This is a genomic window from Paenibacillus sp. UASWS1643, from assembly GCF_008693195.1.
Classification (GTDB): domain Bacteria; phylum Bacillota; class Bacilli; order Paenibacillales; family Paenibacillaceae; genus Paenibacillus; species Paenibacillus amylolyticus_B.
In genome coordinates this window covers 1075942-1091416 of record NZ_VXKZ01000115.1, presented here as the reverse complement: position 1 = coordinate 1091416, position 15475 = coordinate 1075942, and the positions used below count along the sequence as shown (strand labels likewise).

At 42.8% G+C, this 15475-nt stretch carries 19 protein-coding genes; 11 read left to right on the top strand and 8 right to left on the bottom strand.

The window, feature by feature from the left end; genetic code table 11:
* Positions 1–51 precede the first annotated feature (51 nt).
* Complete coding sequence (locus FE296_RS29090) at positions 52–720, bottom strand: MBL fold metallo-hydrolase (protein ID WP_150367296.1); 669 nt, start codon at positions 718–720, stop codon at positions 52–54.
* A gap of 218 nt (positions 721–938) precedes the next feature.
* Between FE296_RS29090 and FE296_RS29085 the strand changes: the two genes are divergently transcribed.
* Complete coding sequence (locus FE296_RS29085) at positions 939–1409, top strand: GNAT family N-acetyltransferase (RefSeq protein WP_091016394.1); 471 nt, start codon at positions 939–941, stop codon at positions 1407–1409.
* A 140-nt stretch (positions 1410–1549) separates the two neighbouring features.
* Here FE296_RS29085 and FE296_RS29080 read toward each other — a convergent pair whose 3' ends face one another.
* A complete protein-coding gene (locus FE296_RS29080) occupies positions 1550–1915 on the bottom strand; it encodes a winged helix-turn-helix transcriptional regulator (protein ID WP_124114638.1) in 366 nt (121 codons plus the stop codon).
* 105 nt (positions 1916–2020) lie between these two features.
* Between FE296_RS29080 and FE296_RS29075 the strand changes: the two genes are divergently transcribed.
* Together FE296_RS29075 and FE296_RS29070 are read left to right on the top strand one after the other, a co-directional pair.
* Complete coding sequence (locus FE296_RS29075; protein ID WP_150367295.1) at positions 2021–2878, top strand: arginase family protein; 858 nt, start codon at positions 2021–2023, stop codon at positions 2876–2878.
* A gap of 138 nt (positions 2879–3016) precedes the next feature.
* The gene (locus FE296_RS29070) at positions 3017–4195 is read left to right on the top strand and encodes an MFS transporter (RefSeq protein WP_124114640.1); all 1179 of its coding nucleotides are present in this window, start codon (positions 3017–3019) and stop codon (positions 4193–4195) included.
* A gap of 85 nt (positions 4196–4280) precedes the next feature.
* Here FE296_RS29070 and FE296_RS29065 read toward each other — a convergent pair whose 3' ends face one another.
* A complete protein-coding gene (locus tag FE296_RS29065; RefSeq protein ID WP_150367294.1) occupies positions 4281–5093 on the bottom strand; it encodes an undecaprenyl-diphosphate phosphatase in 813 nt (270 codons plus the stop codon).
* A gap of 211 nt (positions 5094–5304) precedes the next feature.
* On the opposite strand from FE296_RS29065, the gene FE296_RS29060 reads away from it, so the two are divergent.
* The 4 genes from FE296_RS29060 (at position 5305) to FE296_RS29045 (ending at position 8619) form a co-directional block, all read left to right on the top strand.
* Positions 5305–6333 (top strand): ABC transporter substrate-binding protein, encoded by a 1029-nt coding sequence (locus FE296_RS29060; protein WP_150367293.1) that lies wholly within the window; start codon positions 5305–5307, stop codon positions 6331–6333.
* A 184-nt stretch (positions 6334–6517) separates the two neighbouring features.
* Positions 6518–6943, top strand: coding sequence for a MarR family winged helix-turn-helix transcriptional regulator (locus FE296_RS29055; RefSeq protein WP_150367292.1), 426 nt, complete (start codon positions 6518–6520; stop codon positions 6941–6943).
* 196 nt (positions 6944–7139) lie between these two features.
* On the top strand, positions 7140–7484 hold the full coding sequence (locus FE296_RS29050; protein WP_124114643.1) for a rhodanese-like domain-containing protein: 345 nt from the start codon (positions 7140–7142) through the stop codon (positions 7482–7484).
* Positions 7485–7596: 112 nt separating this feature from the next.
* Positions 7597–8619 (top strand): NADH:flavin oxidoreductase/NADH oxidase, encoded by a 1023-nt coding sequence (locus tag FE296_RS29045; RefSeq protein ID WP_150367291.1) that lies wholly within the window; start codon positions 7597–7599, stop codon positions 8617–8619.
* 134 nt (positions 8620–8753) lie between these two features.
* On the opposite strand, the gene FE296_RS29040 is transcribed toward FE296_RS29045, so the two are convergent.
* A complete protein-coding gene (locus tag FE296_RS29040; protein ID WP_150367290.1) occupies positions 8754–9677 on the bottom strand; it encodes an AraC family transcriptional regulator in 924 nt (307 codons plus the stop codon).
* A 289-nt stretch (positions 9678–9966) separates the two neighbouring features.
* Between FE296_RS29040 and FE296_RS29035 the strand changes: the two genes are divergently transcribed.
* Entirely contained in the window at positions 9967–10545 is a 579-nt protein-coding gene (locus FE296_RS29035) for a TetR/AcrR family transcriptional regulator (protein WP_150367289.1), read from the top strand.
* 99 nt (positions 10546–10644) lie between these two features.
* On the opposite strand, the gene FE296_RS29030 is transcribed toward FE296_RS29035, so the two are convergent.
* Complete coding sequence (locus FE296_RS29030) at positions 10645–11058, bottom strand: MerR family transcriptional regulator (protein ID WP_017688550.1); 414 nt, start codon at positions 11056–11058, stop codon at positions 10645–10647.
* A gap of 191 nt (positions 11059–11249) precedes the next feature.
* Between FE296_RS29030 and FE296_RS29025 the strand changes: the two genes are divergently transcribed.
* The 3 genes from FE296_RS29025 to FE296_RS29015 all read left to right on the top strand — a co-directional run bounded on the left by FE296_RS29025 (position 11250) and on the right by FE296_RS29015 (position 13448).
* Positions 11250–12290 carry an NAD(P)-dependent alcohol dehydrogenase gene (locus FE296_RS29025; RefSeq protein ID WP_150367288.1) on the top strand — a complete coding sequence of 347 codons (1041 nt, stop codon included), beginning with the start codon at positions 11250–11252 and terminating at the stop codon, positions 12288–12290.
* A gap of 153 nt (positions 12291–12443) precedes the next feature.
* Positions 12444–12950: an HIT family protein gene (locus FE296_RS29020; protein ID WP_223869085.1), complete on the top strand. Its 507-nt coding sequence runs from the start codon at positions 12444–12446 to the stop codon at positions 12948–12950.
* A 126-nt stretch (positions 12951–13076) separates the two neighbouring features.
* A complete protein-coding gene (locus tag FE296_RS29015) occupies positions 13077–13448 on the top strand; it encodes an iron chaperone (protein ID WP_150367286.1) in 372 nt (123 codons plus the stop codon).
* 74 nt (positions 13449–13522) lie between these two features.
* On the opposite strand, the gene FE296_RS29010 is transcribed toward FE296_RS29015, so the two are convergent.
* From FE296_RS29010 to FE296_RS33645, 3 genes are all read right to left on the bottom strand, one after another.
* Complete coding sequence (locus FE296_RS29010) at positions 13523–14503, bottom strand: aldo/keto reductase (RefSeq protein WP_150367285.1); 981 nt, start codon at positions 14501–14503, stop codon at positions 13523–13525.
* Positions 14504–14733: 230 nt separating this feature from the next.
* Positions 14734–15129 (bottom strand): NmrA family NAD(P)-binding protein, encoded by a 396-nt coding sequence (locus FE296_RS33650; protein ID WP_223869084.1) that lies wholly within the window; start codon positions 15127–15129, stop codon positions 14734–14736.
* Positions 15081–15374: an SDR family oxidoreductase gene (locus FE296_RS33645; RefSeq protein WP_223869083.1), complete on the bottom strand. Its 294-nt coding sequence runs from the start codon at positions 15372–15374 to the stop codon at positions 15081–15083. The genes FE296_RS33650 and FE296_RS33645 overlap by 49 nt, the downstream gene beginning before the upstream one ends.
* Positions 15375–15475 lie beyond the last annotated feature (101 nt).

The following is a 15475-nucleotide window of genomic DNA, read 5'->3' as shown; positions in this document are numbered from 1 at the left end:
GAGAATTGTAGTGGCATATACATGAATTATTCGCGCAACAGCAAATTCAAATTATAAACTCTTAACTAGCCCTGAGATCTGTTCATTTACATTCCCATGACTTAGTCCACCGTGATAACAAACCACAGATGAAATGTCGAGTTCCATATACTTCTTTAAGGAGCAACGAGCTGTTTCGATATCCAGTGTAGTAGGTTCATGAATGCCTCCAAGCCTGCCGTCTACACTGTACATTGAATCTCCGGCGATGAGCGTCTTGCTGCCCATCAAATATAGACTGATATGACCTGGCGTATGACCAGGTGTATGAATAACGCGAATTCCACCGCAAAACGGCAGTTCCTGACTATCAGTCACCGTTTCATCTACTTTTCCCTTTGGAGGATGCTCAAGGTGACCGTCTTTGAGAAGAGGGAGTTGTCCCTCAATATATGGCTTATCCAGCTCATGCGCATATATCTTGACTTGTTGTGAGTCACACTCCTGCAAAATCTCGGGAAGACAGCCTATATGGTCCACATCCTGATGCGTCAGAATCACCGCTTTAAGTTGGCTGATCGGCACACCAATCTTTTCGAGTGCGATACGCAAATCGTCATATTGTCCAGGGAAACCGGTATCTATTAACATAACCATTTCTTCATCCCATATCAGAACAGGGTGAATCAAATTCCCCTTAAAATCAAGCTGAAGCATCGTTATTCCCTTTGAAATTTCCATAATATCAGACCTCCAAGAGTTGGACTTCATATTTATCGTTGCTCATTACATTTCTTATGTAAACGAATAAAGACGGCAATAAGATACGTTCGGGTATTTATAGGGTGTACTTATAGAAATATTCAATGAATGGGGGAATTGACGCTTGCTGTTGGGAATGATAATTTAGATATATCATTAAAACCAATAAGTCCAATAAGATAAAGGGGGTATGTGGGATGACACATATCGTGCATGCAGCAGCTGAAGATATTCGGAGCGAAGATTCGCTGTTATTGATCAAGGAACTGAGTGAAGAACTCGGTTTGTTATATGGCGGAGATGGAACTGCGGGATTTCAACTGTCAGACGTTGAGGTGCCACGTGCGGCCTTTATCGTTGCCAGGATCGACGGGTATCCGGTTGGTTGCGGAGCACTTAGACCCCTTGATGAAACATCTGTAGAAGTTAAACGCATGTATACACGCAGTGGTTACCGCCGTAAAGGGATTGCCCAGGCTATATTGGCCGAGGCAGAGCGTCTTGCGAACGAACTTGGTTATACCAATCTGAAACTGCAAACAGGTCCTTTGCAACCAGAAGCTGCAGCGCTGTATGAGCGTGTAGGGTATTATCGAATTCCTGTTTTCAGTGGAAATTGGGACAGAGTGTTGGCCTACCAGAAGGATCTGGTACACGAAAAAGTATAATTCTACGAAGCACAACTTTTATTTGCTGAACGGACATAGGAACATAAGATAAAATGCAAAAAGTCGCTGATTGGCGACTTTTTGCATTTTAATACTTCATTTGCTCCAATTATTTCATCTGAAAATATAGGCAAAAGCGTTCAATCCGCTGCTCTATTATTGATCGATGGGTCTTGATGTTGGGCCCCCCATTCGCAGAGTCCTTCCAAAACGGGCAGTAACCTCTCAGCTTTGACTGTCAGTCGGTACTCGACTTTAGGAGGGACTTGAGGGTACTCTTTCCGTTCTACCATGCCATCTGCTTCAAGTTCTTTGAGCTGTGAACTCAACGTTTTATACGTAATGGCTCCGATCTGTCTTTTCAGCTCATTGAAGCGGACAGGAGGGTTTTCTGCCAGAAGATACATAATCACCATTTTCCACTTGCCACCAATAACGGACAACGTATATCCAAAAGGGGTATCTTGAATATTTTTAACTCTACCGTGGTATTCAGCCATACTCATCATTAACACTATCCTTTCGGGTAGTACCTATCACTAAAGACCGTACTATTTATTTGTTTGGGCTCAGTTTATACTAACCTTACTTTGAAGTAAAGGAGATTTACGATGACTCAAAAAACAATACGTCTGCTTATGCCACAATGGCAAGGTGGAGATAATCCTAACTACTCTTTTGGAGCGGAGCTGCTTGCATGGCTTGCACCTGACAATGATCAACCTCTCATTCATGTTCCTGTTGAGGCTTATGATGGAACATCTCTGGTAAGCGAGAACGGGATAAAAGGCAGAGCACAGCTACTTCAGCAATTGCAGGCTGCCCAGCATATTATTCAAGCTCACCAGCCCGATCGCATTGTCATGTTTGGCGGTGACTGTTTGGTTGAACAAGCCCCGTTTGCTTATTTAAATGAACGATATGGCGGAGAACTTGGTTTGATATGGATTGATGCCCATGGTGATTTGGTTAGGTACGCGGGCTATGATAATGGTCATACTTTACCGCTTGGGAACCTTCTTGGGGAAGGCGATCCGGAGTTTGCCAAACATGTGAGAGTCCCTTTAAAGCCTGAACATATCTTCATGGCCGGGTTGACAACCCCCACAGAACAGGAAACCGAAGTGATTCAAAGATTGGGTATCCAAACGGCTGGAACTGAAGAATTAACCCATGGCATAGATTCGATTAAGAAGTGGATTAGAGAAAATGGGTTCAAACATCTGGCAATTCACCTTGATCTGGATGTGCTTGATCCCAACATGTTCCGTTCATTGTTATTCGCCAAACCAGGGGAACCTTATTTGTTTTCACCAGCGGGAACCATGCAATTACCTCATTTGCTTCATCTGATCAAAGAACTGTCTGAAGAAACAGATGTTGTTGGATTAGGAATAACTGAGCATCTGCCGTGGGATGCCATTAACTTGAAGAATTTGCTTGGAGAAATTCCTATTTTGAACCAGTGATACAGGATAACAAGAATATATCAGAATACTGATATAACGAGTCAAAATATAGGAAGATCATCAATAGAAATATCAATATTATTATATGGGTGGTTCAAAGCGAATCAGAAATTAAACAAACTGAGGAGAGACACCCAGATGGTCACGTTATTGTTAATCATTATTTATCTCGCATTTATAGGGCTGGGATTACCTGATGCTTTACTTGGCAGTGCCTGGTCCGTTATAAAAAACGATATACATGCGACAACAGAAATGGCTGGCTACATATCGCTAATTATTTCATTTAGTACAGTAGTTTCAAGTCTGTCCGCCAGCCGATTGTTACATCGGTTCGGAACGGGTAAAGTCACATTATTCAGTATCCTCTTAACAACGATCGCGCTGTTGGGATTCTCATTCTCTGAGAATTTTGTGTTTTTACTGATTCTGGCGATCCCTCTCGGCTTAGGTGCAGGTTCGGTGGATGCGGCACTAAGTAATTATGTAGCATTACATTTCAAGGCCAAGCATATGAACTGGTTGCATTGTTTCTGGGGAATTGGCGCAGTGACAGGCCCACTCGTTATGGCATATTGGCTGAATCAAGCAAACAACTGGCGTGCAGGATATGTTACTGTGGGGTTGATTTTGCTTGGGATCGCGGTGATTTTATTATCAACTTTGTCTCTATGGAAGATTTTTGAGAAGGGCAGAGTAGAGGGTTCAGGTGATGAGAAGAAACGCGTAAGCAACCGTGAGGCCATACGTATCCCCGGCGTGAAGATGTCGATGCTTGCGATGCTTTGTTACAACGGTTCCGAAACTGCTGCCGGTCTGTGGATGGCTTCTTTCTTCATTGTTAGCAAAGGAGTTTCTCCAGGTACTGCCGCAGCACTATCCTCCCTATTTTTCATTGGCATTATCTTGGGACGCGTAATCTCAGGTTTTCTTTCGACTCATGTATCCAGCAAAAATCTCATCAGATATGGTGGAATCGTTGGATGCTTCGGATTGGTTATCCTGGTTATGCCGATTCCGTACTGGATTGCTGCAGGGGCTTTATTTATCGTGGGATTGGGCGGAGCACCGATCTATCCGAGCATTGTCCATGCGACACCGGAACGCTTCGGTGAGAAGTCATCCCCAAGTGTAATTGGACTTGAAATGGCCAGTGCCTATACAGGTTCAACACTCATCCCGTTAGGTATGGGACTCATAGCCAGCCAATGGGGAATGTCAATGGTACCCCTGATCCTGCTGATTCTATTCAGTGTCATGTTCGCGGCTACAGAGCTGGTTAACAGAAGCAACAAGGCCACGCGCCTGACCGTCTAGCTCTTGCTATGGTCATTAAGGATCTGCCACTATACAACAAAGGAACAACCATCGCTGGTTGTTCCTTTTGGTGTGTGGACTTTTTTTATAAGAAAATCAGCAACAATGTACCTGCGGCAAAACAGTAATACGAAAAGTATTTCAGATTGCCTTTGGCCATAATGCCCATAAACCATCTCATGGAGAAATAGGTGACGAAGAGCGTCGTGATGAATGCGATCAGATAAGGGATAGCCAGCTGTGATCGATTCGGATCATTGGCAATGTCGGATACCCCCATGATGAGTCCACCAATACTTATGGGAATGTACAGCATAAAGGAGAACTTCAAAGCTGTTTCCTGTTTCATGCCGACAGCAATGGACGCAATTACAGTTGCCCCTGAGCGGCTAATCCCCGGAATAAGAGCGACCGCCTGAGCCAGACCTACCAACAATGCATCTTTTGTAGACAGATCACCGTCTTGCTTGCGACCACGAAGATTACGAATAAGCCATAAGGCAACTCCAGTCATCAATAGCGCGATGGAAACGGTATATACGGATGAGAAAATTTCTTCAATTCGGTCCTTGAACAGGACTGCAACGACAGCAGCAGGGATCGTACCAATAATTATGTATAAGCAAAACATGAAGTCAGCTCGATATTCTTCTTTACGAGTACGCAGGTAACCGAGTGCACCAATAATCAACTTTTTGATATCTTCCCGGAAAATAAAAATAATAGCGATAAGTGATGCCGTGTTAGTTAAAATCTCAAATGACAATCCATTCTGCTTGATGCCCATGAGCCTCTGGGCGATGATCAGATGACCGCTTGAGGAGACGGGAATCGGCTCCGTTGCACCTTGAACAATACCTAAAAACAAATACTTTAACCACAATATAATCTCTTCCATGTTGTCCTCCTTGAATACGTTTCATTGGTTTTTCAATGATCTCTCTGTTTAATAAATGTGACTTGTCTACTCTATTGATGATAGCTGTTTAAGTTGGTGACTTGCAAGTTAGAGTTCATAGAGAGAGGGAAATAAACATAGCTTGTCAAATCCTGCCTAGCATGATATCGTTGATAACGATTATCAATATCAACGAAAAGGTGGGTTTATTTTGCTTAAACAGATAAAATCAATATGGATCATAATGGCACTTATCTTGCTGATTGTACTTAGTGCATGTGGTCAGTCTGCCTCGACCAATAGTACAACCGGGGACAGCACGAATGCAGCTGCGGAGAGAGAAAACAAGACGAACTCGGATTCAGCTTCTTCCACTGACTCAACGGCAACTGCCGAAGAGGAACTAGTTACATATCAATCGGATGCAGGCGAAGTACAGGTACCGAAGAATCCTAAGCGCATTATTGATTTGACATCATTTTCGACAGGCTACTTTGTTGCTCTGGATGCACCGGTAGTCGGCGCTTTATCAGGAGCGATGAACAACAAATATATCAAGGATCAACTTGCAGCAGCGGGTACCATTGATCTGGGTGATACACCTACCCCCGAGAAGCTGATCAGTTTAAAACCTGACTTATTTATCGTGTACACTGGAACAGAGGGCATCGACAAGCTGGAGCAGATTGCGCCTGTTGTACAGATTGCATATGGTAAGCGCAATTTCAAGGATCTAATGCTTGAAATGGGTAAGCTCACCAATAGAGAAGACGCTGCTAAAGCTTGGAATGCTAAATGGGAAGCGATTATCAATGAACTGAAGCCCAAGGTTCAGGAAGCTGTAGGCGATCGCACCGTTTCCATACTGAATCCATACGCCAAAGGACTATTTGTATTCGGTCATAACTATGGTCGAGGCGGTGAAATTATATACGGGGAGTTTGATCTTAAGGCACCAGCCAAGGCCCAAGCTGAAGCGATTGACAGCGGAACCGGATGGGCTTCAATCTCCATGGAACTATTACCGGAGTATGCAGGTGATATCATCTTTACCAGCCCGTGGTCGGGAGATAAAACCGATCCCAAGATCGTATATGACAATACATTATGGAAGAACTTGCCTGCGGTAAAGGCAAATCAGGTGTTCCAGCTTGATCCGACTTCAGACTCGTACAACGATCCGTTAACGTTGGAAGGTCAGCTGCAATTTATTTCCGATAGCCTGCTTACCGCGAAGTAAGATTACTGCATAAATGGTAATACTGGAGCATTTCCAAACGTCGTTACAGGACGGGGGAATGCTCTTCTTATGAGATTAGAATGTTATATACGTCGATCTTGGATGAATTTTGACCAATGTAATTAAGCTTGATACAATAGGATAACAGCTGATGAACATTAAATATCAAGTGGGGTGATCCAGATTGCAGCAAAAGAGTGAACGTTTGAATGTTTGGTTGGCTTTCTCTAACATTCATACCCATCTGAACGAGAAGCTGGAACAGGCTCTGCTTCAACAATATGACTTATCTTTGAAGGAATTTTATGTGTTAAACTTCATATATAATGCGGAGGGTAAGGAATTACGCCTACAGCAACTTCAAGATCTGGTGGGGTTGAGCCAAAGTGCTACTTCCAGGCTCGTTGTTAGGATGGAAGCCAAAGACTGTGGGGCTCTGGAAAGACATGCATGTGAAGATGACCGTCGTGGCATTTATACTCGTATTACGGAGCTTGGAGAGAATAAATACAAGAAAGCACTCCAAACGTTTAATCAGGTCTTGCAAACTGAATTGGAACAGAATGGATTTGAGACTCGATTAGAGAACCTCACTAAAGAATTGTTCTAGGACTAGGGTGAATATAGGGTAATGTAGTCATTACCCTATAAGAAGACTTGACACTCATTAATATATCCGCTAAATTAAATGCATGCGCATGAATTTAATGTAGATGCAGTGATTCATGTATAAAGGAGGCACTGAGTAGACTTTATCCAAAACAAAATTTTCGACGATATCTGATGAATTAAGAGAGGGCTATACAATGATTATGTTGATGCTTTTGACCTTCATATTGGGTATCTTCATCGTTGTACGTCAATTTTGGCCACTGCGCAATCTTGAATATATAGATTATGAAGTATTTCTCAGACATGAGCGTGATTTCCGGCAGTATAAAGTGATTGATATTCGAGATGCGACGGATTATATGGCTAATCCTACTCCAGATACGATTAACATCTCACTGGGACGCCTTGCTTTCACATGGGAAAAATACCTTCTTCGAGAAGATAACGTAATTATAATGTCACCTGGTATGCTTCAATCCAAAAAGGCTGTCCGTATTTTGCGAAAGCATGGATTTGAATGTCTTTATGTGATGAAGTAAAAGATATATGTGAGTTCTAAATTATACGGAGTTATTAATTGTAGGTATTATTTCAATGCTTGCGCATGCATTTTTATTATACGTGATTCATGAAAAGGGGAGTTTTATTTTGATGACAGATTTGTTTAGTCCATATTCTTTTAAAAGTCTAGAGCTTAAAAACCGTGTTGTAATGGCTCCAATGTGCCAATATTCAGTTGAGCAAAAAGATGGTATAGCAACCGATTGGCATTACATGCACTACGTTAGTCGTGCCGTGGGAGGAACAGGTCTCATTATCATTGAAATGACAGATGTGGAGCCGGATGGACGGATCTCAGATTATGATCTTGGGTTATGGTCAGATGAACAGATTCCAGCTCTGAAGCGAATCGTAGATGCGTGTCACAGTTATGGTGCCAAGGTTGGCATTCAGATTGCGCATGCGGGCCGCAAAGCAGAAGATGCTGAAGTTCCAGTAGCTCCTTCCGCGATCGCCTTTGATGAGAATTCCAAGCAACCAAGAGCGCTCACAACGGACGAAGTAAAAGGAATGGTTGAGAAATTCCGTAGTGCAGTAGCGCGTGCTGTGAAAGCTGGTTTTGATGCGATTGAGCTTCATGGTGCACATGGATATCTGATTCATCAGTTCCATTCTCCACTTACAAACAAGCGAGAAGACGAATATGGTCAAGATTTAACTTTATTCGGCCGGGAGATCATTCAGGCTGTAAAGGCAGAGATGCCGAAAGATATGCCTTTGATGATGCGTATTTCAGCTAAAGAATATGTAGAAGGTGGCTATGGCATTAACGAAAGTTCCGAGTTTGCCAAGGCTTATAAAGAGGCAGGTGTTGACGTATTTGATATCTCATCTGGTGGGGAGGGACCTATTGCTGCATGGGGCAGACCAGGAACTCACGCGGCGTATCAAGTACCTTTGGCTAAAGCAATCAAAAAAGCTCTTGATGTACCCGTGATTGCTGTTGGAAGACTCGATGATCCTACGTTGGCGAATGCAGTCATCGGCAATGAAGAAGCTGATCTCGTTGCGGTTGGAAGAGGTCTGTTAAGAAATCCTTACTGGGCCTTGGAAGCTGCGTCTGCTTTGCGCAAGACAACGGACGTTCCAAAACAATATAAGACTGGTTTTTAATGTATTAATGATTTAACGATTTAATGATATTCATTAATCCTTGCATAGAGAAGGACTCCGACTGACAAAACAGAAGGAGTCCTTTTTGAGGTTAAACTTGGTGAGGTAAAGGAACGATACTAGCCAGTAACCAGTCAAGAGATGGTAGTCGTCTCATCGGTTTTACCTCGCAGGCGTTTAATGTCTTCTCTGGGTGGAAATCCAAACATGCGAGAATATTCACGACTGAATTGGGAAGGGCTCTCGTAACCTACCTGAAATGCTACATCTGCTGCATCGGTGGACCTGGATAATAACAAGCGGCGGGCTTCTTGCAGCCTAAGTTGTTTTTGAAACTGAATCGGACTCATGGCAGTCACTTCTTTAAACTGTCTGTGCAGCGAGGCAGTACTCATATTTGCCAAATCCGCCAATTCCTCAACCCGAAAATTTTGCTCAGAATGATTCATAATATATTCAATAACGTCTCTGATTCGATAGGTGTGGCTGCCCTCCATGGTAGCTTGTTCCAGGGCAATCCCATGTGGGCCCTTCAGAACTTTATAGAGAATTTCCTTTTTGAACAAAGGAGCGAGCAGCGGGATATCTTCCGAATGATCTTCCAACAAACGGGTTAACCTGACGACTGCATCCAGCAGAGACGGCTCAGCTTGGCTGACAAACATCGCACGTCTCGTTGTTTTCCGCGGTCTTGCTGGGAAATCGGAATGGTTCAATACCTCCAGAATCTCACTGGATGTGAATTCAAGTTTCAGGGCCAGATAGGGAGCCTCAGACGAGGCTTGAATCACTTGTCCACTAACCGGCAAGTCAACGGTTGCCACGATATAACTTCCTGGACCATACCGGAAACGATCCTGTCCCAGCAGGACTTCTTTCTCACCCTGAACGATAATGCAGAAGGATGGTTCATTCACTCTAAATATAGGTTCAGTGACAACGGATTCGCGGATTAAAAATAATGAGGGGATAGCCGTAGGATGCACCCCGTCCTTGTCAGAAAAACGGTCAATGAGTGTGGCTAATTCGTTTTGTTGTTCGTGTATTTGATCAGACATGCAAAGTTCTCCTTTTTTCCTCACAACATAATAATCACATTCTATCGTATATTGACCAAAGGCGGTAGAAAACGGATAGGAATAGGCAAACATTTGATGTGAATGGATAAGACATGCTGATTGCTGGTTGCATATTCACAATTACACAGGTCATGATATACAACAAGTACAGAAGATATACACTTATGGTTCAGCTAATACATGATCAGATGAGAATGAAAAGGGTATCTGCATCTTTTATTTACTGATCGTTCCCGATGTGTTAGATTGATTTTGGGAGGGAAGTTGAATGGCTAGAAGTAAAGAGTTTGAAGTAAACGAAGTATTGGATAAAGCAATGAAGATCTTCTGGGAACAAGGTTACGAGAAAACGTCGATGAGTGACCTGGTTGAGCATATGGGAATTCATCGCAGGAGTATATATGATACATTTGACGACAAACATTCCCTGTTCTTGCAGGCAATCGATCGTTACAGAGGTAAGGTCAGCACCACATTACTTGCAGAAATCAAGGCATCCAAGACGGCAGTGGAAGCACTGCATAAAATTTTCGATGTTATGATCAGTGAAGCAGAGGAGACACCATCGGGTTGTTTGATCGTGAACTCGGCTGTGGAGCTAGGTACGCGTGATCAGGAAGTGGACAACCGGTCCCTTGAATCATTTAACGATACAGAGCGAATGTTCGAGCAGATCATCGAATGGGGAAAGCGGGATGGAGAATTTTCTTCAGACCATGATGCGAAGGAAATGGCAGAGTATCTGCACAATATTTCTGTCGGCATTCGAGCCATGGCAAGAACCTCGATGGATAAAGAAAAATTAAATCGCATTATCCATGTATCGATGAAACTTTTGGAGAAATGATGAGTAGAGACGTACCCAAAAAAGGAGCTTGAAATCCATTAGAGGACTTCAAGCTCCTTTTTTTGTGCGCTAATTTTAGAAAATAGAAAGTATGAACCATCAATTGGTGATGGCATTTTCCATCGGTTTAATTTTATGAATCTCTTCGGTCCCAGCCTCCAAAGCTGTTTCGTAGTAGGAGCGTTTGTGCTCGATGACTTCCATGGTTCTTCTTAGTTCCTCCATTTGTGCTTCCACAATAGCTTTTCGCTCCGTAAACATGTCATATCTTTGCTTCAGTGAGGAGTCACCTTCAGAGCACCATTCAATGAAGTCCTTAATGTCTTTAATAGGCATGCCGGTCAGCTTCAGACATTGAATGATCTTTAGAAAGTCAATGTCGGAGTCTTTGAACAAACGTGTTCCACTCGTGGTACGTTCCACAAAAGGCATGAGTCCTTCCTTGTCGTAGTAACGCAATGTATATACCGTAAGGTCTAATTTTTTGGCAACTTCACCGATTGAATAGGTCATTTTCATAAAATTCCTTTCCACAGGGGGTAGACTTCGAGTTAACTCTAGGATTGATCCGAGTGAATTCTAACATGTTGGATTACTGGATGTCAAAGTACGTTGGAGATAAAAAATAAGATAAACATTTGACCTAGAGTTAACTAGAGGGGGTAAGATTATTTTGAACTTTAAATTACTAGGAGGTTATCCCATTGATTATAGCTAAAGCCAGAGCCGTTGACGGACCAGACCAACAATTCAGAAGTGCTGAAATTAAACGACGTGATCTGGATACCAGTGATGTATTAATCGAGATTAAATATGCAGGTATCTGCCATTCAGACATTCATACTGCCCACGGTGAATGGGGGCCTGTGAATTATCCACTCGTTCCTGGACACGAAATTGCCGGGATTGTAACGGATGTAGGAAGCGGAGTTTCCAAATATAAGGTTGGTGACCGAGTAGGAGTCGGATGTATGGTCGACTCTTGTGGTGAATGTGTTAACTGCCGCAAAGGTGAAGAGCAATACTGTCTCAAAGGAAATATTCAAACTTACGCTGGAGTAGACAAATATGGTGAGCCTACGCAAGGTGGATATTCAACTCATATTGTTGTCGTAGAGGTTTTCGTCGTTCGCATCCCTGATAACATTGCACTTGATGCAGCTGCACCTTTGCTGTGTGCCGGTATTACGACATATTCACCACTTCATCATTGGGGAGCTGGCCCGGGTAAGAAAGTTGCCGTTGTAGGTATGGGTGGTCTTGGTCATATGGCTGTCAAAATTGCACATGCGATGGGTGCCGAAGTAACCGTTCTTTCCCAATCCTTGAGCAAAAAAGAAGATGGACTGCAATTTGGCGCAGAACACTACTTTGCCACAAGTGAACCGGAAACATTCGAGAAACTTGCAGGTACCTTTGATCTGATGATTAACACGGTAAGTGCGAATATTGACATCAACGCTTATTTCTCACTGCTCACACTGGATGGTACACTCGTGAACGTTGGTGCTCCTGCAGAACCATTAGCCGTAAACGTATTTTCTCTGATCGGTCATCGCCGTTCATTCGCAGGTTCCATGATCGGTGGTATTCGTGAGACGCAGGAAATGCTTGATTTCTGTGCAGAACATGATATTGCACCTAACATTGAGGTCATCTCCGCAGACCAGATTGACGAAGCATACAAACGTGTATTGGCTTCCGACGTGAAATATCGCTTTGTTATTGATATCAGCACCATGTAAGTGTTAACTTTGCAATCGTGATAGGTAAAGATAGAAGAAAGCAGCTGCCGATAAGGTCAGCTGCTCTTTGCTTTTCAGTTTGTTAATTGCTGATCGTTCTACAACCTGCACTCTTATCGCAACGAACAGAAGATACCTGCGTCTAATAACTAGTTGGAAAAATATGAAAGGAGTGGGATGAGAAAGATGACAGTATCATTTTCACATCAGCCTGAAGGGTACGAATGTCCATTTTGTCGTATTTGGGGTATTGAGCGACCTGATCAGGGAACAAAACAAAGGGATATCATCTATCAAAATGAAAAGGTAACAGCATTTATAGCAGGCAAATGGTGGCCAAACAATAAAGGGCATGTTCTTATTATTCCGAATCAACATTTCGAGAACATCTTTGAACTCCCTGCGGATTATGCTGTTGAAATTCACCGCGCGGCTCAGCTTACAGCATTTGCAATGAAAAGTACATATGGATGTGATGGGATTTCGACACGGCAACATAATGAACCTGCTGGCAATCAAGACGTGTGGCATTATCATCTGCATGTTTACCCTAGATACGTGAATGATCAATTGTATCTGACAAATGGTTCTCAATCCGATCCAGATGAGCGCGCTTTCTATGCTGATCAGTTGCGTTCTTGGATCAAGGAAAACATTTAAAATCTAGCAGACTGCTCATTTTTTGTTGAGTTATCGGGCAGATAAAAGTTTGAATTTGATATTCATGATAGAATGAGTTTGAATAGGGCAAATTAATTAGTATATTTTATGATATGGGGGAAACCAATGGAGACCTTTGCAGAATTTATAGCACGCATCGATAACCCGGAACACCAGGCACGAACGGAAGAAGTCTTGAACTGGATTATTGAAAAATTCCCGAATTTAAAGCAAAAAATAGCCTGGAATCAACCGATGTTTACTGACCATGATACCTTTATCATTGGCTTTAGTGTATCCAAGCAACACCTGGCTGTTGCTCCCGAGAAGGCAGGAATTAATCGATTTTCGGAAGAGATCACTCAGGCGGGGTATGATCACACCAAAGAGTTGGTGCGAATGAAGTGGAAACAGGAGATTGATTTTTCGTTACTTGAAAGAATGATTGAGTTCAATATAAAGGATAAGGCAGAATGTTCAACATTCTGGCGCAAATAAATTGCGATATAAAAAGAAGACCTCAACTTCCGGATACGGAAAGATGAGGTCTTTTATATTTTAAGAAAAAACGATTATTGAGCACCTACAACAGGGTGAGGTACATAGGGCTCTTCAAGGAATGAGATGTCTTCTGAGGTCAACTTAACAGAAAGAGCGCCTACCGCATCTTCCAGATGCGATATTTTGGTGGCACCGATAATTGGTGCCGCTACAGTGTCTTTTTGCAGCAACCACGCAAGTGCAATGTGAGTGCGAGGGACACCGTATTTTTCTGCAATGGATGCAACTCGTTCAACAACAAGCCGATCCGCATCGCTAGTCGCATTGTACTTGGATTTCTGAACTTTGTCTGTCTCGGATCGATGTGTTGATACGGACCAGTCACGGGTTAACCTGCCTGAAGCTAGAGGACTGTAGGGAGTTACACCAATCTTCTCTTCCTTGCATAAAGGCAACATTTCTCGTTCCTCTTCACGGTAGATGAGATTCAAGTGGTTTTGCATGGAGACAAACTTGGTCCAACCATTTTTCTCTGCTACATGTAATGCTTTTTGGAACTGCCAAGCGAACATGGCTGAAGCCCCAATATATCTAACTTTACCGGACTTCACCACATCATGTAAGGCTTCCATGGTTTCCTCAATAGGCGTATTGTAGTCCCAACGATGAATGATATAGAGATCCACATAATCGGTTTCCAATCGTTTCAGGCTTTTATCAATCTCACTCAGGATGGCTTTTCTGGATAGCCCGGAACCGTTGGGTCCTTGATGCATTTGTCCGTGCACTTTGGTTGCAATGACAACCTCATCCCGATTTGCGTAATCTTTCAACGCCCGACCAAGATACTCCTCGCTCGTACCCAGAGAATATATATTCGCTGTATCGAAGAAATTAATGCCTAGATCCAATGCTTTTTTGATCACAGGGCGAGAATTTTCTTCATTCAGTACCCATTCATGAACCCATTTACTGGCATCCCCAAATCCCATACATCCCAGGCAAAATCGAGATACGTCCAAGCCTGTGTTACCAAGTTTTGTATATTGCATATCATGTTCAAATCCTTTCTAGTGTTTATTATTGCCACCTGTACGGTGATCTATATACACATTATTATGTCATATCGAATGAACCAATCTGTACCACATTTCTATCAAAGTTTTGCCTAATCCTATCAGAATCTCTGAATCTGAATCAGTTGAGCCCATTGAGATTCTCGTATAAAAAAACAAGCCAAACGTTTCTCCGTTGGAGATTCAAATGGCTTGTTCATAAAATATTATTTAATCATTGTTTGGTGAATCCAATCGCTTATTTTGGTTAATTTAAGATTGGCTTTGATTTTATCATCCAACTCTTGATACCGTGGAAGAAGATCTGTATGCCCATCAATCCATTGGTACAATTCTTTAAGACCAGCTGCTGTCTCACTTCCCAACAAAGGCTGAATCGCTGTTTCAAAATGATCAAAAGGTAGAGACATGAAGCTGATCTTTTCACCTAATACAGCACTGAATTGTTCCGCTAATTGTGCACCTGTCAGAGCTTCTAATCCGGGTGCCGGGATAATGCTTCCTGCCAATTCCGAATGAGTCAAGGCATAATAGTGGAATTGAGCTGCATCGTTTAAGCTAATCCAGGAGATCGGCTTGTCTGCTGGTACCGGGTAAGCCAAAACGCCATTGTCAAGTACCCCGGTAGGAATACTTCACTTGCACCTCCATGCGCCGTATGGAGCTGTTCTACATCTGACAGATCCCCGATGAAAGCTTCAATGTTTTGTTCCTTTAATGTTTTGGCTGTTTCCTCATTTCGAGTAATCGTGCGAACCTCAAAACCGTGTTGAACGAGTAATTGAGCGACAGCGTCGCCTTGGGAGCCCGATGCTCCATATACTAAAAATCGATCATTCTGTGTCATAGTGGTCAATAACTTCCTTTCAATATGTCATTGGAATGGATGAGTTGACACTCAGCATTGAACTCAGCATAACGGATTTAGAATAGGAGCGTAAGTACGCA

Coding starts and splice junctions, on each gene's coding strand:
- FE296_RS29080 (WP_124114638.1), bottom strand. CDS start 1,915: ATGAGTATGGCTGAATACCACGGTAGAGTTAAAAATATTCAAGATACC.
- FE296_RS29015 (WP_150367286.1), top strand. CDS start 13,077: ATGGAGACCTTTGCAGAATTTATAGCACGCATCGATAACCCGGAACAC.
- FE296_RS29045 (WP_150367291.1), top strand. CDS start 7,597: ATGACAGATTTGTTTAGTCCATATTCTTTTAAAAGTCTAGAGCTTAAA.
- FE296_RS29090 (WP_150367296.1), bottom strand. CDS start 720: ATGGAAATTTCAAAGGGAATAACGATGCTTCAGCTTGATTTTAAGGGG.
- FE296_RS29040 (WP_150367290.1), bottom strand. CDS start 9,677: ATGTCTGATCAAATACACGAACAACAAAACGAATTAGCCACACTCATT.
- FE296_RS29035 (WP_150367289.1), top strand. CDS start 9,967: ATGGCTAGAAGTAAAGAGTTTGAAGTAAACGAAGTATTGGATAAAGCA.
- FE296_RS29070 (WP_124114640.1), top strand. CDS start 3,017: ATGGTCACGTTATTGTTAATCATTATTTATCTCGCATTTATAGGGCTG.
- FE296_RS29030 (WP_017688550.1), bottom strand. CDS start 11,058: ATGACCTATTCAATCGGTGAAGTTGCCAAAAAATTAGACCTTACGGTA.
- FE296_RS29085 (WP_091016394.1), top strand. CDS start 939: ATGACACATATCGTGCATGCAGCAGCTGAAGATATTCGGAGCGAAGAT.
- FE296_RS29065 (WP_150367294.1), bottom strand. CDS start 5,093: ATGGAAGAGATTATATTGTGGTTAAAGTATTTGTTTTTAGGTATTGTT.
- FE296_RS29050 (WP_124114643.1), top strand. CDS start 7,140: ATGATTATGTTGATGCTTTTGACCTTCATATTGGGTATCTTCATCGTT.
- FE296_RS29010 (WP_150367285.1), bottom strand. CDS start 14,503: ATGCAATATACAAAACTTGGTAACACAGGCTTGGACGTATCTCGATTT.
- FE296_RS29075 (WP_150367295.1), top strand. CDS start 2,021: ATGACTCAAAAAACAATACGTCTGCTTATGCCACAATGGCAAGGTGGA.
- FE296_RS33645 (WP_223869083.1), bottom strand. CDS start 15,374: ATGACACAGAATGATCGATTTTTAGTATATGGAGCATCGGGCTCCCAA.